Origin of the sequence: Parabacteroides faecis, from assembly GCF_014647375.1 — a bacterium.
In the GTDB taxonomy this organism is placed as follows: Bacteria; Bacteroidota; Bacteroidia; order Bacteroidales; family Tannerellaceae; genus Parabacteroides; species Parabacteroides faecis.
This window is the reverse complement of the sequence record NZ_BMPB01000005.1, coordinates 1-22,661: the sequence shown is the minus strand read 5'-3', so window position 1 is coordinate 22,661 and position 22,661 is coordinate 1. Positions and strand designations below refer to the sequence as shown.

At 42.3% G+C, this 22,661-nt stretch carries 16 protein-coding genes; 11 read left to right on the top strand and 5 right to left on the bottom strand.

The window, feature by feature from the left end; genetic code table 11:
* Position 1: 1 nt before the first annotated feature.
* The gene (folP, locus tag IEY67_RS07750; RefSeq protein ID WP_183671309.1) at positions 2-862 is read right to left on the bottom strand and encodes a dihydropteroate synthase; all 861 of its coding nucleotides are present in this window, start codon (positions 860-862) and stop codon (positions 2-4) included.
* Between the two features lie 119 nt (positions 863-981).
* Here folP and IEY67_RS07745 point away from each other — a divergent pair, with 119 nt between their 5' ends.
* Positions 982-2,265, top strand: a complete 1,284-nt coding sequence (locus IEY67_RS07745; RefSeq protein WP_183671310.1) for a UDP-N-acetylmuramoyl-tripeptide--D-alanyl-D-alanine ligase — start codon at positions 982-984, stop codon at positions 2,263-2,265.
* A gap of 135 nt (positions 2,266-2,400) precedes the next feature.
* On the opposite strand, the gene IEY67_RS07740 is transcribed toward IEY67_RS07745, so the two are convergent.
* Together IEY67_RS07740 and IEY67_RS07735 are read right to left on the bottom strand one after the other, a co-directional pair.
* The gene (locus IEY67_RS07740; RefSeq protein ID WP_229800998.1) at positions 2,401-4,776 is read right to left on the bottom strand and encodes a DUF2339 domain-containing protein; all 2,376 of its coding nucleotides are present in this window, start codon (positions 4,774-4,776) and stop codon (positions 2,401-2,403) included.
* A gap of 46 nt (positions 4,777-4,822) precedes the next feature.
* Positions 4,823-5,788 carry a hypothetical protein gene (locus IEY67_RS07735; RefSeq protein ID WP_183671311.1) on the bottom strand — a complete coding sequence of 322 codons (966 nt, stop codon included), beginning with the start codon at positions 5,786-5,788 and terminating at the stop codon, positions 4,823-4,825.
* 108 nt (positions 5,789-5,896) lie between these two features.
* Here IEY67_RS07735 and IEY67_RS07730 point away from each other — a divergent pair, with 108 nt between their 5' ends.
* Complete coding sequence (locus tag IEY67_RS07730; RefSeq protein WP_122375235.1) at positions 5,897-6,790, top strand: carbohydrate kinase family protein; 894 nt, start codon at positions 5,897-5,899, stop codon at positions 6,788-6,790.
* A 9-nt stretch (positions 6,791-6,799) separates the two neighbouring features.
* Here IEY67_RS07730 and IEY67_RS07725 read toward each other — a convergent pair whose 3' ends face one another.
* On the bottom strand, positions 6,800-8,011 hold the full coding sequence (locus tag IEY67_RS07725; protein ID WP_122351930.1) for an MFS transporter: 1,212 nt from the start codon (positions 8,009-8,011) through the stop codon (positions 6,800-6,802).
* Positions 8,012-8,225: 214 nt separating this feature from the next.
* Between IEY67_RS07725 and IEY67_RS07720 the strand changes: the two genes are divergently transcribed.
* Together IEY67_RS07720 and IEY67_RS07715 are read left to right on the top strand one after the other, a co-directional pair.
* Complete coding sequence (locus tag IEY67_RS07720; RefSeq protein ID WP_183671312.1) at positions 8,226-10,643, top strand: ABC transporter permease; 2,418 nt, start codon at positions 8,226-8,228, stop codon at positions 10,641-10,643.
* 218 nt (positions 10,644-10,861) lie between these two features.
* Positions 10,862-11,425, top strand: a complete 564-nt coding sequence (locus IEY67_RS07715; RefSeq protein WP_183671313.1) for a DUF4840 domain-containing protein — start codon at positions 10,862-10,864, stop codon at positions 11,423-11,425.
* A gap of 294 nt (positions 11,426-11,719) precedes the next feature.
* On the opposite strand, the gene uvrA is transcribed toward IEY67_RS07715, so the two are convergent.
* Positions 11,720-14,506 (bottom strand): excinuclease ABC subunit UvrA, encoded by a 2,787-nt coding sequence (gene uvrA, locus IEY67_RS07710; RefSeq protein ID WP_122375133.1) that lies wholly within the window; start codon positions 14,504-14,506, stop codon positions 11,720-11,722.
* A 146-nt stretch (positions 14,507-14,652) separates the two neighbouring features.
* Between uvrA and IEY67_RS07705 the strand changes: the two genes are divergently transcribed.
* From IEY67_RS07705 to IEY67_RS07675, 7 genes are all read left to right on the top strand, one after another.
* Positions 14,653-16,182, top strand: coding sequence for a glycoside hydrolase family 10-like protein (locus IEY67_RS07705; protein ID WP_122375134.1), 1,530 nt, complete (start codon positions 14,653-14,655; stop codon positions 16,180-16,182).
* 9 nt (positions 16,183-16,191) lie between these two features.
* Positions 16,192-17,043, top strand: coding sequence for an AraC family transcriptional regulator (locus tag IEY67_RS07700; protein ID WP_122375135.1), 852 nt, complete (start codon positions 16,192-16,194; stop codon positions 17,041-17,043).
* 104 nt (positions 17,044-17,147) lie between these two features.
* Complete coding sequence (locus tag IEY67_RS07695) at positions 17,148-18,083, top strand: DUF5119 domain-containing protein (RefSeq protein ID WP_229800997.1); 936 nt, start codon at positions 17,148-17,150, stop codon at positions 18,081-18,083.
* Between the two features lie 49 nt (positions 18,084-18,132).
* A complete protein-coding gene (locus IEY67_RS07690; RefSeq protein ID WP_183671314.1) occupies positions 18,133-19,071 on the top strand; it encodes a fimbrillin family protein in 939 nt (312 codons plus the stop codon).
* Positions 19,072-19,145: 74 nt separating this feature from the next.
* Positions 19,146-20,081 (top strand): fimbrillin family protein, encoded by a 936-nt coding sequence (locus IEY67_RS07685; RefSeq protein ID WP_183671315.1) that lies wholly within the window; start codon positions 19,146-19,148, stop codon positions 20,079-20,081.
* A 4-nt stretch (positions 20,082-20,085) separates the two neighbouring features.
* Positions 20,086-20,991, top strand: a complete 906-nt coding sequence (locus IEY67_RS07680) for a fimbrillin family protein (RefSeq protein ID WP_183671316.1) — start codon at positions 20,086-20,088, stop codon at positions 20,989-20,991.
* A 1,127-nt stretch (positions 20,992-22,118) separates the two neighbouring features.
* The coding region (locus tag IEY67_RS07675) for an Rpn family recombination-promoting nuclease/putative transposase (protein ID WP_189086821.1) at positions 22,119-22,661 on the top strand (543 nt) is incomplete at its 3' end.

Here is a 22,661-nt window from a genome sequence, read left to right as displayed (position 1 = left end):
ATTATGAGTTGATAGTTGACAATTGACAATTGACAGTTTTAGTAACCAGCTTTACAGCCTCGACAGCCGCTTTTACATCATGAACACGGAGGATATCCGCCCCGTTCATCAAAGCGATCGTATTCAGGACCGTCGTACCATTCAGACTTTCTGCCGGAGAACCTCCCAGATATTTATATATCATGCTTTTACGGGATATACCGACGAGCAATGGCAGACCGAATACACCGAATTCCTGCAGATGATTCATCAGCTGATAATTCTGATCGACGTTTTTACTAAATCCGAAACCGGGATCAAGAATAATATCATTGACTCCCAACAAACGAAGTTCACGGACTTTCGAGGCAAAATAGAGCATGATCTCTTCCATCATATCCGTATAACCGGTATACTGCTGCATCGTTTGGGGAGTTCCACGCATATGCATCATAATATAAGGAACTTTCAGATTTGCTACCGTAGCAAACATTCCGGCATCCAATTCACCGCCGGATATATCGTTGATCATAGCCACCCCGTACTCCTCCACGCATTCCCGGGCAACACCGGCACGGAAAGTATCTACGGAAACGATTGCTTCCGGATAATGTGCATTCAATATATCCAATGCGAAAGCCAGTCGCTCCATCTCCTCTTCCAGTGAGACTTCAGCCGCATCCGGGCGAGATGAATAGCCGCCTATATCGATGATCTGTGCCCCTTCCGATAAAATGGTCCGTATCCGTTCTTCAATAGCAGCCTCCGTCTGTTTCCGGCTATCGGCATAAAAAGAATCTGGGGTAACATTTAAAATTCCCATCACCACCGGTGTGGACAGAGACACCAGTGTTCCCTTCATATTGAGCGTTTTATCTAACATTCCAACTTATATTTCCAGCAAAGATACACGATTATCACTTAAATCTTCATTCTTCATTCCTCATTCTTCATTTAATTACTACTTTTGCTCACCAAATAATCACCAAACGAAAAAAAGCTATGGGTATTTCAGAACTGTACGAATTATTTATACACCATCCGCAAATAACGACAGACAGCCGTAATTGTCCGCGTGGTTCGATCTTCTTTGCCTTGAAAGGAGAAAGATTCGACGGCAACCAATATGCAGCAAAAGCACTCGATACGGGTTGCGCTTATGCTGTCATCGATAATCCGGATTATGTCACAGGAGAACGCACCATCCTGGTAGACGATGTATTAAAGGCCTTACAGCAATTAGCTCACCGCCATCGTAAGATATTGGGCATTCCCATTATCGGGATTACCGGAACCAACGGAAAAACTACTACCAAAGAATTGCTGGCAGCCGTCCTGTCCACCAAATTCAACCTACTCTATACGGAAGGGAACCTGAACAATCATATCGGAGTTCCTCTTACTTTGCTCCGGTTAACGCACGATCATGAAATGGCCGTCATCGAAATGGGTGCAAGCCATCCGGGAGATATCAAGGAACTGGTAGAAATAGCCCTCCCCAACTACGGTATCATCACAAATGTCGGCCGTGCACACCTGGAAGGTTTCGGATCTTTTGAAGGAGTGGTAAAAACAAAAGGAGAGCTTTATGATTATATCCGCCGTACAAAAGGGAAGATATTCATCAAAAAAGAGAATAAAGATCTGCAGGGAATAGCCAAAGGGATCGAACAGATCACCTACGGGGCTGACGATACTTCATTTGCTTCGGGTCACGTGATCAGTTGTAACCCGTACCTTACTTTCGACTGGAAACAACAAGGCAAAATCCATACAGTAGATACGCACCTGATAGGTGCATATAATTTGGACAATGTGCTGGTAACTGTTGCCGTAGGCCGCTATTTTAAGATCCCGGCAGAACGAATCAGTCGCGCCATTGCCGCATACGAACCGACAAACAACCGCTCACAACTAAAAGAGACGGCTAATAACACGTTACTTATCGATGCTTACAATGCAAACCCCAGCAGCATGAAAGTTGCACTGGAGAACTTCGCCGCCATGCCGGTATCACCCAAAGCCGTGATCCTGGGAGATATGCGTGAACTGGGCCCTTCCAGTGACGAACTGCATGCCGAAGCTGTAGCAGAGATCAAAGCCGGTAAATTCGACAAAGTTTTTCTCTGCGGAGAACATTTCGTAAAAGCCGGAAAAGAATTTGCCACTTACTCGACAACAGAAGAATTAATCGAAGCATTAAAAGCAGGCCCGTTGAAAGGATATCATATCCTGATCAAAGGTTCTCATGGAATGGCACTGGAAAAAACTATTGAATTTTTATAAACCAGTTTTTTCAACTTGATCGTAACCATTCTATCTGCTTGCCGACAATTGTCAACAAGCTTGTCGATAATTGTGAGTAAACTTGTCGACAATTATCGCCAGGTCTTACCATAATTATCGGCAAGCAAACAGTTCCTATTCGTTATCAATAAACAATGCCTTCTTTAGCTTCTGATAGAGGAAAGACAAGACAAGCAAGATAACTCCTAACATAATAAAGACAATAATCTTCCCTACCGTCGGCAACAGCCAAAGGTCGACAATGACCAGCTTCAACAGAACTATTCCGAAAACAGCCAGGCTTATCATACGCAGTATCCGCAGATGCAAACGCATGCCTAATGACATCTGGATAAATCCGGCAATACTCAGGGAAATGGATAAAGCCGCACTCGCTTCTTCCTCCCAACCGGTCAGACGCAACATATTATTAACGGCAACAGTAAACAGGACAGTAGAAGCGATCGCAATGAACGAGGTCATCCAATCCGCACTTTTTTGCCGGAAATTATATAAACGATAATAATACCCGGCCAGCAAAAACAGATGTACAATCACAACCACCAATGCCCCCCACTGCAATATAAACAACAAAGTATTGCTATACTCATTGACAATCGACGACAATAGCACGAATAAACAGACGGAAAGTCCGGCTGCTATCGCATAAACAATCGTATAATAACCGATCGCAAAACGCAATCTCAATCCAGCCAGCAGCAACAACAATGCCAGACAAGTAAATGCCAGGCAAGCACACTCGGCTAAAGGTGCATATGTAATATGCAAATAAAAGTCTACAATAAACGAAAGATAGATAATACCGCATCCTACCAACCAGGCAATCGCACTAAACGGAGTATATGGTATCTTCGATAAGTCCGTGAATAAGGCTTTCTTCCGTTCCATTAACCAGGCAAAAACACCGAACGCCAGACCGGTAAAAATCCCGGTAGCAAACGTTCCATTCAGGAACAACGAAGAAACGAGACCATCAGATAACGCATTCTCCAGATCCATCAGATACGAGATGATTGTCAGACAGAACAATATATATGTAAAACAAGCATATACCGGTTGCCGGAACCGACTGAAAAGCCAAAGGATCACCACCATTTCCGTTGCCCACAGCAAGGTTATAAAAGTACCTTCCAGCTGAATCGGAATGCTGATCGAGATAAAAGTAAAAAACATTCCGGTCAGAAGAGCAAGTAACAATCCTTTGTCTGCCGCCCGTTTACGCACGGCAAAAGCGATACCGCCATTGACAAACGCTATAAATATAGTGAACGCTCCTTTGATATTATAAGGTAACTGCAATTCATGCAAAAACCATAGAGTAAAAAAGAGATACAGGAAGTTATTCAACACGACCGTCATTACCAGTAATTGATTTACCTTCTTATTATCCGTACGCAGCACCGATACGACAGGCAACAGGAATATCAGGTAGTACAACGTTGAGAAAAGCAACAGGTGAAACAGTTGTGCGCTCCGGGCAATATCCAGATCCGCCACCAGCGAATATCCGAGCATGATCACATAGGTAGCGACAAAACAGATAAGTGGCAATTCTCCCCATTTCTTATACAATGCCAAGCCGAACATCCCCATATTCAATATCGTCATATAAGTGAACAGCACCAGATAATTACCCATCCCGTTACTGACCAGGAATGGAGCTATAAAACCTCCTGCCAATGCAATAACTGCCAACTCACGCCGGTCGTACAAAACAGAGAGAAGCGACATGAAAGCCGTCAATGCCACCAGTATGATAAAAGCTGCCGTCTGACTGAACAAGCCATAATAATGATAAGCCATTCCTACCGTCACATAGAAAATCGCAAAGGCACCTCCTGCCAGGAGGGAACTGAACGTTCGATACGTCTTTTTAAGCTTCTGGGATAAAAGCAGTAATCCACCGCCGACTGCAAATCCGAGTACCGTACGGAACACCTCGTTGATCCAGTTCTTGTCGATCGCATATTTGACAAACAATCCCATGCCGACAACCAGCACCAGAATGCCGATCTTTCCGAACAGATTCTCTCCGATATACTTTTCATAATCGACCTTCTTCTTCTCTTTGACAATTCCAAAAGGCTTGATAACAGGCTCAGGTACTACCTTTTTCTCTTTAACATTCACAGAAGAACCCGGTTCTTCCGGCCGACTTTCAACAGGCTTCTCTACCTTCTGCATAACAGGAGGAATGATCTTTTCGACCAAAGGTTCCTGAACGATCACTTCCTTTGCTTTTCCGACAGATATCTCTACCGTTTTTTCAATAGTTTCTTGAATTTTTTCTTTAGGAATATCCTCTACAGACCTTTCTCCGGCCAGAGACACCGCCTGCTGCTTCCGGAGTTCATCCAACTGAGCTTCGATATGCTTCCGCAAACTATACAGATCTTTCCGTAAGGAATCCGTATGAGTATTCATCTTACTTATATGAGAATAGAGGCTGATCCACACAACCACGATCAGTATAATGAGTAGAATTTCCATGGGCTTACATTTAAAGGACGCTACTAATATACAGATTTATTTATGATTACAGGCTATCTATGATCTTCCTTTGCTTCTCAAAGAACAAAATACGCTGTTGCTCTCCGCTGACAGATATCATAGTAGATGATTTCAGCAAAGATTGCAACCAATGACGGACAATTTCGTAGGCTTTCAGATCCAATGATACAACCGTATTCAATATAAACGCACGAATAATACTGAGCCGGTAGTTTTGCGCCTCCAGATAACTGTAACTGGCATCAAAATTGATATTTGAAATATAAAACAGTACCGGATTACCCGTTTCACGATACATGCCACGGGCAGCCAGAACTTCCATATTATCCAGAAAACAAAGCAAATCCTGCTTTAAAAGACGGACACTTTCTTCATCTATCAGATGGATGCTGCGGCAATAAAGAATATCATTCACAATATACTGGAAAATTAAAGGATCCATTACGTAAGATGTTTTCCTGAGATATTTCGCTGCAGTGGCAGTCTCCCGCTGCACTTTCAATAATTTCTCCGAAGGTTCTATCTCTCTGAAATGAACTGCCTTATCCGAATGTCCATATTGATTATACCATTTACACAAATAGAAACGGATTATATATTCATAATCCAACAAAAAGGTAGCAGGAAGTACATTCATACACTCCACACTGTTTGAAGATGGATCGTTGCGTGCACCCCACAAACGTTCATTATACATTCCCCACATTTTAAAATCATCCTCTATAGGATCTACGTACTCCACCAGGCTCAGCTGATAAGGACGGCTCTTTGTCGCCCATCCTCCGACCAGACTATCCAACGAGATCCCGAACTTATTGGAGATGGCTGCTATCTCCGTAAAAGAAAAAGCGACATCGCCCCTCATACGGCGATATACGGCTTCTCGTTCTATGCACAGTAATTCAACAAGTGCATTGGTTAAGGTCGCTTTGTGGGGTATCTTCTCTCTGATCGCGCTGATTAACGTTTCGTAAATCAGGTCTTTACTCATAACATCAATTTTAAGAATTGCAGTAGACAAAAATAATAAAAATAAAGAAGCTTTCCTACCTATGCTCATTTTTGACTACTTTTGTACAGTTATCAACAATATTATAATATGCACGATCTTTGTTGTATAGGTCACATCACACTAGATAAAATAGTGACCCCTAAAAACACAGTACACATGGCGGGAGGAACCGCATTTTACTTCTCGCATGCAATCAAACATTTCAACGATATCGATTATTCGTTGGTCACAGCTTTGGCTGAAACAGAAATGAAAGAAGTAGACAGATTAAGGTCCGAGGGGATCGACGTTTCTGTTATGCCCAGTAAGCATTCTGTCTATTTCGAAAATATCTACGGCGAGAATCAGGATAACCGTACGCAACGGGTTCTGGCAAAAGCGGATCCGTTCACGGTCGATTATCTGAAAGATATACAGGCACGGATCATTCACCTGGGGAGTCTGCTGGCTGACGACTTCTCTTTAGATGTTGTAAGATTCATGGCTGAAAAAGGACTTGTGTCCGCCGACTCACAAGGATATCTGCGCGAAGTCCGTGATAAGAAAGTATATGCCGTCGACTGGACTGAAAAAGAAGAGGCTTTAAAATATATCCATTTCCTGAAAGCGAACGAGCATGAGATGGAGGTTCTGACAGGGCATGATGATGTGGCAGGTGCCGCCCGGATAATGTACGACTGGGGAGTGAAAGAGGTATTGATCACATTGGGGAGTCTCGGCTCCGTTATATATGACGGGAAAACGTTCCATAAGATACCGGCTTACAAACCCAGGGAAGTAGTAGATGCTACCGGCTGCGGCGATACCTATATGACCGGTTACCTGTATCAGCGCGCCAAAGGAGCATCCATAGAAGAGGCCGGTCGTTTTGCTGCTGCAATGTCGACCCTCAAGATAGAGGCTTCCGGCCCTTTCAGTGGCACAAAAGAGGCAGTAATCCATTGTATGGAAACGGCAGAACAACGATTTCCGGAGATTTAAATCTCCGGATCATTTAAACGCCTTGCTGAATGTCGTCATCAACAGAATGCAAAGCCCCAGCAGGCCGACAACCATATAAGCATATTCCATATTGAATGCCTGTGAAATAGCTCCGATCAGCAACGGCGCAATGAGCGAACCGATAAAACTGATACTGGAAAGAATAGTAAGAGCTATTCCCACAGGTGTTTTCGACTTGGCACCGACCAAACTATAAATAGTAGGAACCATGCTGGATATTCCCAGTCCGACCAACATAAATCCGAAAGAGTTCACGATTACTTTCATTGCCATAGAATCAAACGTACTACCCAATAATGCCGAAATAAAGAAACCTATAAAAATAAAAGCTCCCGACAATTGCAACACCCGTTGCTTTCCGTATATCCGGTATGCATAATTAGCCAGAAAACGCCCTACAGTCATCATCACCATAAACACCAGGAACCCGATCTGTAAAGACTTAGGTACCTGCAATACCGATTCAAAATAAACGCCGCTCCAGTCGAACATCGCACTCTCCACCACCAATGCAAACAAGCCGACGAGTCCTAATTTGATCAGCAGCATCTCCGGCTTCCTGATATATTGCCATTTCTCCGACTTGTCGGCAACCGGCTCTTCCTGCACCTCCGCAGAGGCAACATCTTCCTGCAAATATTTACGGCTTACCATGGTCAGCAACAGGATCAATACAGCAATCAACGTAAAATGCCAGAACGGAGTGACATCTGAAACGATCATAATAAAACCGATCAAAGCCCCCATACAGGCAGCCAGACTCCATCCTCCGTGAAAAGAAGCCATGATTGTCCGCCCGTAAAGCCGCTCGATACCTATTCCCTGCGTATTCAATGATATATCGCATAAGTTCCAGAACACCCCGAAACAGAACAGGAACACACCAAGCATATAAATATTCAAAGCCGTCCCTATCGCAAACAATGACAAAGCGTACCCCATAATACTGATCTGCACCATGATTCGGCTCCCCAGTTTCGACACCAGATAACCCGCCAGCGGAATCGCAACAAATTTCCCTACCGGGATCATAAATAATACAATCCCCCAGTATAAGGCATCATTTACAGTAAAGATCTCCTTGATATCAGGAATACGACTCGCCCAGCTCGAAAAACAAAGTCCCTGGGCCAGAAAAAAAGAAAGAACGGCGAAACGTATGCGCTCTTTCGGATAAACAGCATGGTTGGTAGAATTCATTTCGTCAGATTTTTTTGAACAGATAAAAGTAGGCATATTTTCGTTATGTCGGGTAGCAATCTGTAAAACAAAAAGACAGAATCGTGCGTTTTTGAACGTAAAACGTGCGATAAAGCACTTACAAGAGAGATACGCATCTAAGATAAACCACTATACTACACACAATTAACACATGGCACACTTTTTGGTTATTATCATTTAATATATTATCATCATGATCAAACACTACTTCAAAATAGGTTTCAGAAACCTACTAAAATACAAAACGCAATCCTGCATCAGCATATTAGGATTAGCAATCGGATTGACCTTTTTCACCGTTGGATACTATTGGTATAGATATGAAACATCTTACGACAGCTTTTACCCGGAATCGGAACATATCTATAATATATATACGATCGACAAACAAACAGGAAAAATGCTGCCGGGTGCCCCAGTCATTTTATGCGCTGAATTAAATGAAAACTTCCCCGAAGTCAAATATGCCGCTACTTTATCTAATGCCGGGGGCATATACACTTCCGATAATAAAACAATCGGTACTCCCTTATTTAAATGGGTGAATCAGAGCTATACCCGGCTTTTTCCTCCCAAAGTTATAGCCGGAAACATAACAGATCCCATCCCGACAACCGAAGATGGAACAAAAACGAATCTGATGGTAACCCGCAGATTTGCCTTGAAATACTGGAAAACCCCGGAAGAGGCAATTGGTAAAACACTCACCGACCAGAATAAATTTACACAGACAATAACAGCCGTTATTGAAAATCCTCCCTCAAACAGCATCTTTCAGGCAGATGGATACTATAGTATCCAAGTCGATAAAAGCCATTATACCAGCCGTTCGCCGGAATATTACTGGAATTATCCACCTAATGAAATGTATGTATGCCTCCATGAAAATACAGATGTAAAAGCATTCAGTCGGAAGCTACGCACCTATTCGATAAAAAATCAGTTAAACCCCAATTTATATATCGAAATAACCCCTATCACAAAAACAAGATACCAATTGGGGGCGGAGATGTCCTTCAATCTAAACTATATCCGGACCTTTGTTATTTCCGGATTATTATTGCTATTCTGTTCCCTGTTCAATTTTATCAACTTACAGGTCAACCGCATCTTTGAACGTTCCCGCGAATTTAAGCTACGAACCTCTCTGGGAGCAGTAAAAAAGAATTTGTTCTGCCAGATCATCATTGAAATTTCTATCCAGGTGCTGTTAGCCTTGTTAGTCGGGGTCTCCCTGATAGAGCTGACAACTCCTTATATCGAACAACTATTGGATACGTCTATTCAAAAACAGGAATTATTCATAGACTTATTACAAACGGGAATATTCGGCTGGACTCTTCTGTCATCAATCGTCCTGCTTATCATCAGTCGCTTTATCCATAAGCAATCAAACGATTTCAAAGCAGGTCCCCAATTATTCCATACGGCCAACAATGAATGGATCCGTAAAACCAGTATCGGACTACAGTTAGGTATTTGTGTCGGCTTCATGTTTACCGCACAAATATTATTCCTGCAAATCAACCGGATGAAAAATACAGCGATGGGATTTGATACCGACAACCTTATACAGGTTAATATATCCTCACAAATCTACTCACAATTCATTGATGAGATAAAACAAATACCAAGTATTACCGATTGCATACGCGGAGGAAATTTCCGGCTAAGTCATGATAACTGGCACACCGAAAAAGAAATAGGATGGGAAAACAAACCGGCCAATACTTCTTATGAGATCCAGATGATCCAGGCAGGCATAGACTTCGCACAAAAGATGAAAATAACATTACAGAAAGGACGTTATCTGGAAGATACAGACATGCAATCGGATGATCCGTCCGGTATCGGATGCCATAAAATACTTATCAACGAACAAATGGCCCATCTGCTTGGCACCACCGATCCGATCGGAAAAATGATTAGCAGAAAAGACTATATCCTAAGAGGGACGGACGATACACCTCCGCTTTATTTTGAGATAGTAGGAGTCGTAAAAGATTTCCACGGCCTAAGCCTTCGAAATCCAATACCTCCCACAATCATTGAATATTATAATTTCTATGATTACTATTTATATTTACGGACTTTACCCGGAAAGGAAAAAGATGCTTTAAAAGCCGTAAAGGAATTGATCAGTCGTATAACCCCTGAAGGATTTCCGTTGAGCGAGACAATGACAGTCAACGATCAGTTGGAAATACTGACCCGCACCGAAAACGCCAGTCTCCGGTTATTCACCTTACTGGCCGTTTTATGCGCATTAATTTCCATCTTTGGTATTTATTCTATTTCTTCGTCCAATATGCAGCAGCGAAAGAAGGAAATAGCCATCCGCAAAGTGATGGGAGCCACGTCTCGTGAGATCATTGATATGTTCTTGAAAGAATACACAATCATCACTTTGACAGCCAATGCCATCGCCTTACCTGTCGGCTATCTGTTCGCCAAAAAATGGCTGGATCAATATCCGCAGAGCGTTCATATCCAACTCTGGATGTTTATAAGTATCCTGCTGGTTACTATCCTGTTAGTCATACTGACAGTTTTAGGACAAGTGGTTCGGGCCGCAAATGGAAATCCGGCAGATGTTGTAAAAAGCGATTAAAACTAAATGATGGAAAAGTCTATACCCCGGAATGGGTCTTCAACCTAAAAGTTCTGAAACAATTCAAATAAAAACATTTTAAAAGCAGCTACATATCAATGTCTTACATTTAAATATATTATTTTTCTCATTTATTATTCAATAGAGATGCAGCCTTTTTGCAACTTCTATCATCTTATTAGTCGTACATAATTTATTAACACTAAAATAAAAGAAAAATGAAAAAGACGTTGAAATGGTCGCTTGTGATGATGTTAGCAGTAGTTGGTTTAACTTTTGCTTCTTGTAGTGATGATGACGATAACACTCCGACAGTAGGAACTGTAGAAGATGTTAATGGCGAATTTACAGGAAAGATGACTTATACAAAAGAAGCTAAAGCAACAGAAGCAGATCCTACAGCAACAGAATTGGAACTTAAAGTTGCAAATGACTCAATTCAGTTTGAAAAATTCCCTTATCAAGCATTAGTAGTAGAACTTCTGGGTGAAGAAGCATCAAAGCCCATCATCGAAGCGATTGGCGATTCACTGAATTACAAAATAAACTATACAGCAACAATGAATGCTGCAAAAGATTCAGTTGTAATGACTTTAAAACCGGAACCATTAAAAATCGATGTGGCTGGTGTTGAAGTTACTATCAAAACAGAAAAGACAGCTTCCTATGCAGTAAGCGACAAGAACTTGAAGTTCGCTTTGAAAGCAGCCAGCGTAAAAGTCGGCGGAGCCGATTTCCCTTTCACTCCGATGGACTTATCATTTGATATGAAGAAAAAATAAGACTAACTCTATCCAATATAAACGGAGAATGTTTCATTGAAAGCATTCTCCGTTTTTTTATAGTATGACGACAGATTCTACATTATATATTTATAGCGCGTTAAACTTTTCTCACCTTCCTTCCGCAACAGATTACTTTCAACCGCCTCTTTTAAATCGCGGCTGGCTGTAGCGGTTGATAGCTCTTTAAAATATCTCAGATATGCAAACATAAAAAAGCCCTTCCCGTAATGTAAATTAACATTAAACCGGAAAGGGATTCTTATATGGAATAATCTCTGTCGGATTGCTTCTCTATAATTTTTCTTTTAAATATTTACCTGTATACGATTCCGGACACATAGCCACCTCTTCCGGTGTTCCGGCACAAACCAGATAACCACCTGCGTTACCGCCTTCCGGACCCAGATCGACCAGATAATCGGCACATTTGATCACATCCATATTATGTTCGATGATCACGACCGTATGACCTTTGTCGATCAGCGCGTTAAATGCCTTTAACAAGGTCTTTATATCATGAAAATGCAGACCGGTAGTCGGTTCGTCAAACACGAACAAGGTCGGCTGCTGCTTTTCCTGTCCCAGATAATAGGCCAGCTTCACACGCTGGTTCTCACCACCGGACAAGGTTGAAGAAGTCTGTCCCAGCTTGATATAACCCAAACCGACATCCTGCAACGGCTTCAGCTTCTTGATGATCTTCTTTTCCTGCGACCCGGTATGTTGTTCAAAAAATTCAATAGCCTGATTGACTGTCATTTCCAGCATGTCATAAATATTCACACCGAAATATTCCACATCCAGCACATCCTGTTTAAAACGCTTTCCATGACAACTTTCACAAACCAATGTAATATCTGCCATAAACTGCATCTCTACCGTAATACGCCCGTCGCCTTTACACTCTTCGCAACGGCCGCCTTCCTTATTAAAAGAGAAATAGGCTGCCGTATATCCTAATTGTTTCGCCAACGGTTGTTCGCCGAATAACTTACGGATCTCGTCGTAAGCACCGATATAAGTCACCGGATTGGAACGCGAACTCTTACCGATCGAGTTCTGATCGACAAACTCGATTCCCTCGATCATCTTCATATCACCTTCCAGACCCGAACAGTCCACCATCAGACGGGCGGCCTCATCCAGATAATGCTTTACTCCTTCATAGAAGATGTCACGTACCAATGAACTCTTTCCCGAACCGCTGACACCGGTAACCACCGTCATCACATTCAGCGGAAACTTCACATCGATCCCTTTCAGGTTATTTTTGCGTGCCCCTTTTACTTCTATATAATTATTCCACAAACGACGGAAAGTAGGAACTTCTATCTTATCTTCACCCGTCAGATAACGTACCGTATGGCTGTTACTACTGGTCTGCAGGTTGTTGACATCCCCCTGATAAACCACTTCGCCACCCAGACGTCCCGCCTTCGGACCTATATCGATAATATAATCGGCAGAACGGATGATATCTTCGTCATGTTCCACCACGACAACGGTATTACCCAGCGCCTGCAACTGACGCAACACTTTTATAAGCAAATCAGTATCCCTCGAATGCAGTCCGATACTCGGCTCATCCAATATATATAAGGAACCGACCAGACTACTTCCCAACGAGGTTGCCAGGTTGATACGCTGGCTCTCACCACCCGACAAAGAGGCCGAAAGGCGGTCGAGCGTCAGATATCCCAATCCTACATCCAGCAGGAACTGCAGGCGGTTCATGATCTCCGTCAACAGACGTTTGGCCACAGCCGCATCCGTTTCGTCCAGTACCAGATTATCGAAAAAGGCTTTTGCTTCCGTGATAGGCAGCGATACCAGTTCGGAGATATTCTTTCCCCCGACTTTCACGTAAAGCGCTTCCGGCTTCAGACGTGCACCTTTACAGGAAGGACAGGTCGTCTTTCCACGGTAACGTGCCTGCATCACACGGTATTGTATTTTATACAGATTCTCTTCCACGAATTTGAAGAAGTCATCGATCCCATGCAGTCCCCGGGCCCCATGCCACAGCAGATCTTTTTCCTTCTGCGTCAGGTCGTAATAAGGGCGATGAATCGGGAAGTTGTATTTCTCACTCTTGGCAATGAACTCTTTCAGCCACTCTCCCATCACTTCGCCTTTCCAGCAGACTACCGCCCCCTGGAAAACCGACAAGCTCTTATCCGGCACAACCAGATTCTCGTCGATACCCAGCACCTTACCGAATCCTTCGCATACCGGACAGGCACCCAACGGGTTGTTGAAGCTGAACATCATATCGGTCGGTTCGATGAACGTAATACCATCCGCCTCGAACTTCTTTGAATATTCTTTCACCACCGTTCCCTCGGTAGCATAAATACGGATAATGCAGGTATCATGCCCTTCGAAGAATGCCGTTTCCGCCGAGTCGGCAAGGCGGCTCTTCAAGGTCTTGTCGTCCGAAACAGCCAGACGGTCGATCAGCAGTTCGATATTTTGGGAAGCGAGTAAGGCCTCGTCTGCCATTACTTCCTGAATACGGTAAGCCGTATCGTCGATCGACAAACGGGTATATCCCTCTTTCTGCAGGATCTCCAACTGTTCCTTCATACTCCGGCCTTCCGGCAAAACAACCGGGGCGAACACGGCAAAACGGGTTCCCGCCGGATACGACAGGACCTCGGTAATGATATCTTTCACCTGGTGCTTCTTCACCTCCATACCCGACACGGGCGAGATCGTCTTGCCGATCCGGGCATAAAGCAACCGCAGGTATTCATAAATTTCCGTAGATGTCCCCACTGTTGAACGCGGGTTACGGGTATTCACTTTCTGTTCGATAGCGATGGCCGGCGGAATGCCTTTGATATAATCACACTCCGGCTTGCTCATACGCCCCAGGAACTGGCGGGCATAAGAAGAAAGGCTTTCCACATAGCGGCGTTGCCCCTCGGCATATAACGTATCGAAAGCAAGTGATGATTTCCCGCTGCCGGATAATCCGGTTATGACGACCAGCTTGTCGCGTGGGATCTCTACATCAATGTCCTTCAGATTATTGACACGAGCCCCTTTGATAAATATAGAATTATTTTCAGACATAAATCTTTTCCTAATAAGGATACAAAAATAGCAAAAAGAAACGAGAACCCGATTCTTAGTATCAAGGTATTCGGGTTTGTTATTATTTATTATCTTTGCCCCAAAATGAAGAAAGTGTTACAATAATCTCAAACCAGACAAGATTCATGAACAATCAGTATATCCGCCTGCTTCTGGCAGTGTTCCTTTGTGTAGTTACCTCCTGTTCGACTACACGCCAATTGCCTGTTCGTCAAACAGAAGGAAAAGACAAACGGGAATTCAGGGGAGCCTGGATACAGACAGCCTTTCAGGGAGAATATAAAGACATGACCCCGGCGCAGATGCGGAAAGATTTTGTGCGCAAGTTGAATTACCTGCAATCCTGCGGTATCAATGCCATCATCTTCCAGGTCCGTCCCGAAGCGGATGCTTTCTATAAATCGGACATCGAACCCTGGAGCCGCTTTTATACCGGCCAGCAAGGCGTCGCCCCGGCAGGTGATTTCGACGTAATGGAATTCCTGATCAAAGAATGCCACAAACGGAACATGGAGTTCCATGCCTGGCTGAACCCTTACCGTGCCAGCACGGCAGGTAACACCCGGTTTGCCGACTCTCATATTTACAATCAGCATCCGGAATGGTTCGTTACCTATAATAAACAGATCCTGTTCGACCCGGGACTCCCCCAGAACCGTGAGTTCATCTGCAAGGTGGTACGCGATATCGTCAGCCGTTACGACGTGGATGCCATCCACATGGACGACTATTTCTATCCCTATCCCGCCCCCGGAATGCCTTTCCCCGATGATAACAGTTTCCGCAAATACGGTCTGAATAAAGGATATACGGAAGCACAGCGCGGCGACTGGCGCCGGGAGAACGTGAACACCCTGATCAGCGAACTGAAACGGACGATACTCCTGACCAAACCCTGGGTACGTTTCGGCATCAGCCCGTTCGGCATCTACCGGAACAAGAAAAGCACACCCGACAATTCCGGCAGCAACACCAACGGCTTGCAGAACTACGACGACCTTTATGCAGATATCCTGCATTGGGTAAAAGAAGGCTGGATCGACTATAACATGCCACAGATATACTGGGAGATAGGCCATTCGGCAGCCGACTATATCACCCTGATCCAATGGTGGAACAAGAACGCAACCCCGGCAGGTCCTCACCTTTATATCGGTCAGGACGTGGCACGCACGATGAAAGCCGACCAGCTGACACGTAAAATGCTCTACGAACGTTCGCTGTCGAAAGTAAAAGGTAACTGCTTCTGGCCGGCCAATGAACTGTTATGGAATAACAAAGGCGTGGCGGACAGCCTGAAAAGGAACTACCACCGCTATCCGGCATTGATCCCGGCCTATACCCACATGCACAACCGGGCTCCGCAGGAGGTGAAGAAATTGAAAAAAGAATGGACCCAGGATGGCTACATGCTGCACTGGCAGGCAGAGCAAAGTCCTACAAATCCGGAGCTTGCCTCCTACTTTGTCGTTTACTGTTTCGAAGATAAAGAACCGGTCGATCTCAGCAACCCGGCCAAAATAGCAAAAATCACCCGAGACACAAGATTTTTAATGCCTTATAATAACGGAAAGAAAAAATATCGCTATATTGTGACCGCTGTCGATCGTTTCCATAACGAAAGCGAAGGTAAAAGTATCAAGGTAAAATTATAATGATTGTCTATGTTCTCTTCCGACCTGAGATATAGCAAGTTCACGGATTGTGGCTCCTGTCCTGAATACAGGAAACACATCTTTAAATATCGTTCTTATCCCAAGGGAATCATCATTCCCCGGGAACGTTGCCTGCAGAATACACTCTATTTTCTGCTGAAAGGGAGTGTACAGGTCAACAGTGAAGAACATCCCGACACAGTCTTCCATGAAGGACAGTTTATCCTGCAACCGATCGGTTCAAAGGTCGAATTTAAAATACTTGAAGCCGCCGAATGTATCTTGTATCTGTTCGAGCGACCGATGAATGTCTGCAACGAACGTTTTAATAAAGGAGCAAGCATCGCAGAGACTTCACGCATCGAACCGGTCGTGATGAATATGTGTCCGCCTTTGCAATATTTCGTGGAAGGGATCAGAATGTATCTGAACGACGACCTGCTGTGCTCCGGTTTCCTGAATGCCAAACGGACAGAACTGGTGTACCTGCTCAACTGCTACTATACATTAAAAGAACTCTCTGCTTTCTACTCTCCGATTTACCGGTACAGCAAGAGCTTCCGTTATTTCATTATGCAGAATTATATGAAGGCAAAAGATGTGGAAACCTTCGCACAGATGGGTGGCTACAGCACGCCGACTTTCCGCCGTCTATTCAAAGAGACATTCGGCGAACCCGCTTACCAATGGATGCTGAAAAAGAAATGTGAAGATATCCAGAACGATCTTACCACTACCGATATGTCGATCTCCGAAATCAGCTATAAGTATGGTTTCGAATCACTTTCCAACTTTTCCCATTTCTGCCGTGCCAATTTCGGCATGTCTCCCCGTGCCTTACGGACGAATAAAGAAGAATAAGCAGCAAAAATCAACAGCTTTCGCACTTTTTACAACTTATTGGATAGAAAAAGCAATTTTCTGCATGTTTTTTCCCGATATATTTGCGACAGAAACAAAAGGAATTGAATTTCAAAGAATATTCGGTGATGATAAAAGGAGAGATAGGTTGCTCATGCGGAATTGCCGCTTGCATATTAATGATCATTACATGTTTCATTAAATGCAGTACAAAGGAAGAGCCGGAACAGTCCTCCTACGGTTTTATCTCATATTCGCTGAAATGGGAACAGGCCTTGAGCGGCCACGAGAGTCCAAAGAAAGTACGTTATTGCTTCTATCCCCTGGAACAGGGTGCGATGACACAGATCGAAGGCGATGCCGACGGACTGAAATTCACCTTACCACCGGATAAATACCGCTTACTGGTTTTCAATTGTGATGCCGACAATATCGCATTCCGCAATATGAATACATTCGAAACGGCAGAAGCATACATTCCGGCAACGAAAGCAACCGGATATACGACATCAGGACGTATTCCTTTATATGGAATAGCTATTGACGAATTGGAGGTGGAAGCTAACGAAGGGATCAGCAACACACGTGAGTTCAGCATGGCTTCATTGATCCGCGAAGTAACGATCGACATAAAAGTCGACGGTATGGAGTACATAAAAGAATGTAAGGGTGAATTAGCAGGAGTACCTGCCGCTTTCAACCTGAGTAAACAAGAGATCGTACCGGAAAAAACAACAAAAGTAAACTTTGAAACCGCTCCTTCAAAGGAAGGAGTTAAAGCAAACATTATGATATTAGGAACCGCCCCCAAACATGGAGAAACCCCTCCCCCTACCCCCACAAACGAGGTAAAGCTGGATTTCACCCTCAATGACGGCAGTACCTCTTCCGCAACGCTCGATTTAGGAGAATCGATAGGCAATACGGAAGGAAATAATATCAATGTAAATGTATCCGTAACGGTAGAAAAAGATGCTTCCTTCACTGTAAAGATCAACAACTGGGAAGTTTCTGCCGGTGACGACATGGTCATTGAATAATCCAAATAATAAACAATCAAAAGAGTTCAAACAATTTAATTTTATAATTATGAAAACATTAGTATTAAGTATGATTTCAATTGCTGCAACAGTTGCAGCAATGACCGCTTGTACAAGCGAAGGTGACCCAATAGATAATATTGATAATGGACAACCGGTGGAGATAAAAGCATCGGCAGGTATTGGAGAAATTATTACGAAAACAGCAGGAGTAATCACCGAGGGTACAAATATCGAGAACATTGAGTTCATAAAAACAGAAAAGGAAACTCTCCCTACTGATTGGAGCACAGAGACATTAACACCAATAGATGCAACTATAACTAGTGCAGATGGTCTTAAATTCTCAGCCCCTCAATACTATAATCCAATTGCCACTATACAAAGTCATTTGATTGGATATCACCCTAAAACAGAAGGTGGTGGAACAAGAAACAATAATGTTGTAACTTACACTATTACAGGACAAGAAGATATAATGTGTACAGATATAAAAAGTGGAAATAAGAAGGATAACATAACCAAAAAACTAGATTTCACTTTTGATCACCAACTGGCACAATACACTTTTAAGATTCAGGCTGCAGATCAACAAGCCGTAACAACATGGGGTAAAATTACAAGCATTAAACTCATCGGACAACAAACAGCAGCAACACTCACTTTAAATACAAAAGCATTAGCATTTACCGGAGATAGTAATGGAGAAATAACCGTAGGAACAGATAAAACGGGTTTTGATACTACAGATCCTGTAAATAATCCCATCGCATTCGGTTCACCAATTATGGTACAACCCAATCAAACAGATATGAAAGTAAAGGTTACTACAGAAAAGAACCCAGAAGGCATTGAAGTGCCACTAACAGTTGCTTCTGTAGTAAGTACATCATATATTGTTACATTAACTTTTAAAGCAACCGAAATTGGTGCAACTGCTACGATCGGTGAATGGCTAACAGGAACTGGATCTGGCGACGTTCAATAATCCGTATTTATAAAACAGTTTAAGATCACCTATCACCAACTAAAGATAGGTGATCATATTCTACAAATAAATATATGAATATTAATACTTCATACCTTTTGGCTTTCATTCTCATCCTCACCGGATGCAGCAATGAAATCGGGATAGAAGAGGAACCTCATCCAATAAACGAAGTTCCTGTTCCTATTCTGATTATGCCAAAAGGGATTGATGCTACAACTAAGGCATTAGTAGATGAGTTTACAAAGGAGAATATCAATGAAATAGGTATTTACGGAACAAGTAATACAAAGGTTATCTACAACGGGATTTCTCCCAGCCAAATAGGAAACAATCAGGAACTAATCTTTACAAATACATCATTAGTTTATCCGGCAGATGGAAATTCAATTACATTAGCAGGATATTACCCCCGCCAGTCAAAAGGTACAGCCTATACAATCAATAATAACTCATTACAATTCACACTGACCGGCGAAGAAGATTTGATGTACGCAGCTTCAATCAATGCCGGAAATAAAAAAGCACCGGAAGCTGTCAATCTGAATTTTACGCATAAACTAACCAATGTAAAATTCAATCTGGTAAACGGGACAGATAATATTCTGCCTGACGGATATATATCCATTACAACCGATACACCCAATAGCGGAAGTCTGGACTTGTCTAATGGTACAATAACAATCGATAAAACTTCCATAACAACATTCGCATTATCAACTAATATCAATGCAAACACACTGGCTAGCAAGGATACAATATCCGTAAATGAGAATTTACTTCTATTCCCCGAACTAGCTTATACTTTCAAACTAAGGATCGGTGATCAATCTTACAACATACAAATAGATACAACTAACCAACCTGCATGGAAAGAAGGTATTTCCTATTTGTTGACAATCACGATCAAGAAATTAAACACTTTAAAATCATTCACTAAATCCGACGACAAAGCCGAATCGTTATCCGGTTCTTTTATTCAAGGTAATTTCACACAAACAAAAAAATAACAATATGAAGAATATAAAGCTATTACTCTCTGCTCTTTTCATAGCGACTTTCAGTTGTAACAATGATGGCGATGTTATAAAATCCACCAATGACGAAGGGAGTATCATACGCTTTGGAGGTAATATCATTATAACGAAAGCAATCATCGACAATACAGCTTTTCCCGATAATGCCCAGGTCGGTATATGGGGTTGGGGACATAATAAAAACAATTCGGAAGGAAATATGACTCTCCGCAAGGACCTCAACAACTCCCTTTACACGAAAGTTGCTGGTAGTAATGAATTTACCTGCGATGCCCATGCCCACTATCCCATCAACCCTGACACTTTACTAAACTTTTACGCTTACTACCCTTACACCGAAGCAGCTACTGCCACCCCGTTAAGTATACCCTTTGACCTAACGAAGCAAAATGACATCATGTGGGCGACCCCCGCACTAAACAAAGACAAAACAACAGGAAACAACCCCGTCAATCTATCTTTCAACCATATTCTTTCCGCCATCACGCTCAAATTCAAGAAAGCGGATGATATCAAAGAAGATATGATCATACAGAGTATTTCGATGGAGAACTACCCATCAACCATACAATTAAATGTGCAAACCGGCAAGTTAAACGCTACCGCTTCAGCAACGCCTTATACACTGATCGACAACATCAGTAAAGAAATAACACAGAACGAAGAAACAATCGTGACAAACTATCTTCTTTACCCAATAGAGAAGCCTGTTTTCATTGTTCAAATGAGTGGTAAGAATTATCGTATCGAATCGACCAAGGCATTTGAAGGAGGGAAAAAACAAACCTACTCATTCACTATACAAGCTCAGGATATCACGATATCAGGCAGTATCAACCCCTGGCAGGATGGCGGCACAAGCAACGAAACGGTTTATTTCTAACTAATTATTCTTATCCATGAAGAAATTTGCTAAAGAAAAAGTTATCCAAAGCCTATATTCATCAAGGCTTCAAGGTGACTTAGCCATTGCAGGTTCATTTGCCGTCTGCTTCAGCTGACGGATTAAAAGTAGTTTCTCTTTTTTGGCTTTAGCCACATTTCTCTTAACAGATAGAGACTGTTAAAATGGAAACTAAAGTTCTAATAAATAAACTATTACTAATCCGTCAGCTGAAGCAGACGGCAAATAAACCTGTGACTAAGCATACCTTGTTTATGACTAATGGCTTATGCTCGAATAAGCTCAAATCTTTCTTAATAGGTACATTGGCAGATTATTACCTATTGGACATTGTATTCTTCTCACAAAAGTTTTCATAAATAATTCATTCATTCCTTCATATTCAATATAATTCTCTGATTAAATGCAATATATAGATGAAGGTTATTTATAGGATGAAGAAAACAGTCTTATTCTCGAAAAATTCCTTCATCTTCTTTTTTAAAACAGACAGGAGTTCAGACTTACTCTTTCCAGAACAAAGGAAAGCTCAAATAGTAAGCCTGTAAGAGATGAACTAATTATCTATAATCCCGAAAGTTATAACATTATTATTGTTTGTCATCTGTCGAATGCTTGTTCGACAGATGTGCTACAAGCGTTTTCCAGTTGTCAAATAAGCGTGCGACAACTGGAAAACAGAAAAGAAGACAGGACTACTGAATTAAATAGTCATAGGTCGCATGTTAGAACAAGATTAACTAACAGATAATTTCTCAATGGATATTTCCTCTTTTTATAGTATAGGATCATACAGATGAATAAAAAACAAAGAACTTTCCTTCATGTCAATTACTTTCATTCATATATAAACACGAGAGAATCAGTTATATAATGCAGTGAATGAATAAATGAAGGAATTATTTATGAAAACTTTTATTGTATCAGTATATCCTATATCTATAAACAAAACAAAGCATTGTATTGTATTGTAAGCTTTGCTTTATAAAAGATTCAATTATTATCATGTTTGAAACAAATAGTCTTCTTTCTTTTTTACCCGAAGGAAATATTCTATATCTTTGTCACACCGCTTGTTATTGAGCGGCAACCAAAATACTTTAGTTATGGGAAAGTTTATCAATCCCTTCACCGATTTCGGTTTTCACCGGATTTTCGGTCAGGAGGTACACAAAGAGTTATTAATTGATTTCTTAAATCAGCTGCTGGAAGGCGAACGCCATATCAGCGATATCACCTTTCAAAATCCGATACTCCAACCGGAAACGATTGAAGATCGGGGAGTGATATTCGATATTCACTGTAAGGATGACAATGGCGGTTGGTTTGTGGTGGAAATGCAGAACGGAGCCCAACCCTACTTTTACGACCGGGGTATTTATTACTTATCGCGGGCTATCAGTAATCAAGGGGAGAAGGGTAAAGACTGGAAGTTTAACCTGTGCCCGGTATACGGTATCTTCCTGTTAAACTATAAGATGGGAATGAACTCCAAATTCCGGACAGATGTTATATTGGCAGACCGTGATACCGGACGGATGTTTAGCGACAAGATTCGGCAGGTATATCTGGAGTTGCCTTGGTTCACGAAAGAAGCTGATGATTGTGAAACAGATTTTGAACGTTGGTTATATTTATTGAAACATATG

Coding starts and splice junctions, on each gene's coding strand:
- IEY67_RS07735 (WP_183671311.1), bottom strand. CDS start 5,788: ATGAGTAAAGACCTGATTTACGAAACGTTAATCAGCGCGATCAGAGAG.
- IEY67_RS07690 (WP_183671314.1), top strand. CDS start 18,133: ATGAAAACATTAGTATTAAGTATGATTTCAATTGCTGCAACAGTTGCA.
- IEY67_RS07715 (WP_183671313.1), top strand. CDS start 10,862: ATGAAAAAGACGTTGAAATGGTCGCTTGTGATGATGTTAGCAGTAGTT.
- IEY67_RS07725 (WP_122351930.1), bottom strand. CDS start 8,011: ATGAATTCTACCAACCATGCTGTTTATCCGAAAGAGCGCATACGTTTC.
- IEY67_RS07680 (WP_183671316.1), top strand. CDS start 20,086: ATGAAGAATATAAAGCTATTACTCTCTGCTCTTTTCATAGCGACTTTC.
- IEY67_RS07730 (WP_122375235.1), top strand. CDS start 5,897: ATGCACGATCTTTGTTGTATAGGTCACATCACACTAGATAAAATAGTG.
- uvrA (WP_122375133.1), bottom strand. CDS start 14,506: ATGTCTGAAAATAATTCTATATTTATCAAAGGGGCTCGTGTCAATAAT.
- IEY67_RS07720 (WP_183671312.1), top strand. CDS start 8,226: ATGATCAAACACTACTTCAAAATAGGTTTCAGAAACCTACTAAAATAC.
- IEY67_RS07685 (WP_183671315.1), top strand. CDS start 19,146: ATGAATATTAATACTTCATACCTTTTGGCTTTCATTCTCATCCTCACC.
- IEY67_RS07700 (WP_122375135.1), top strand. CDS start 16,192: ATGTTCTCTTCCGACCTGAGATATAGCAAGTTCACGGATTGTGGCTCC.
- IEY67_RS07705 (WP_122375134.1), top strand. CDS start 14,653: ATGAACAATCAGTATATCCGCCTGCTTCTGGCAGTGTTCCTTTGTGTA.
- IEY67_RS07740 (WP_229800998.1), bottom strand. CDS start 4,776: ATGGAAATTCTACTCATTATACTGATCGTGGTTGTGTGGATCAGCCTC.
- IEY67_RS07745 (WP_183671310.1), top strand. CDS start 982: ATGGGTATTTCAGAACTGTACGAATTATTTATACACCATCCGCAAATA.
- folP (WP_183671309.1), bottom strand. CDS start 862: ATGTTAGATAAAACGCTCAATATGAAGGGAACACTGGTGTCTCTGTCC.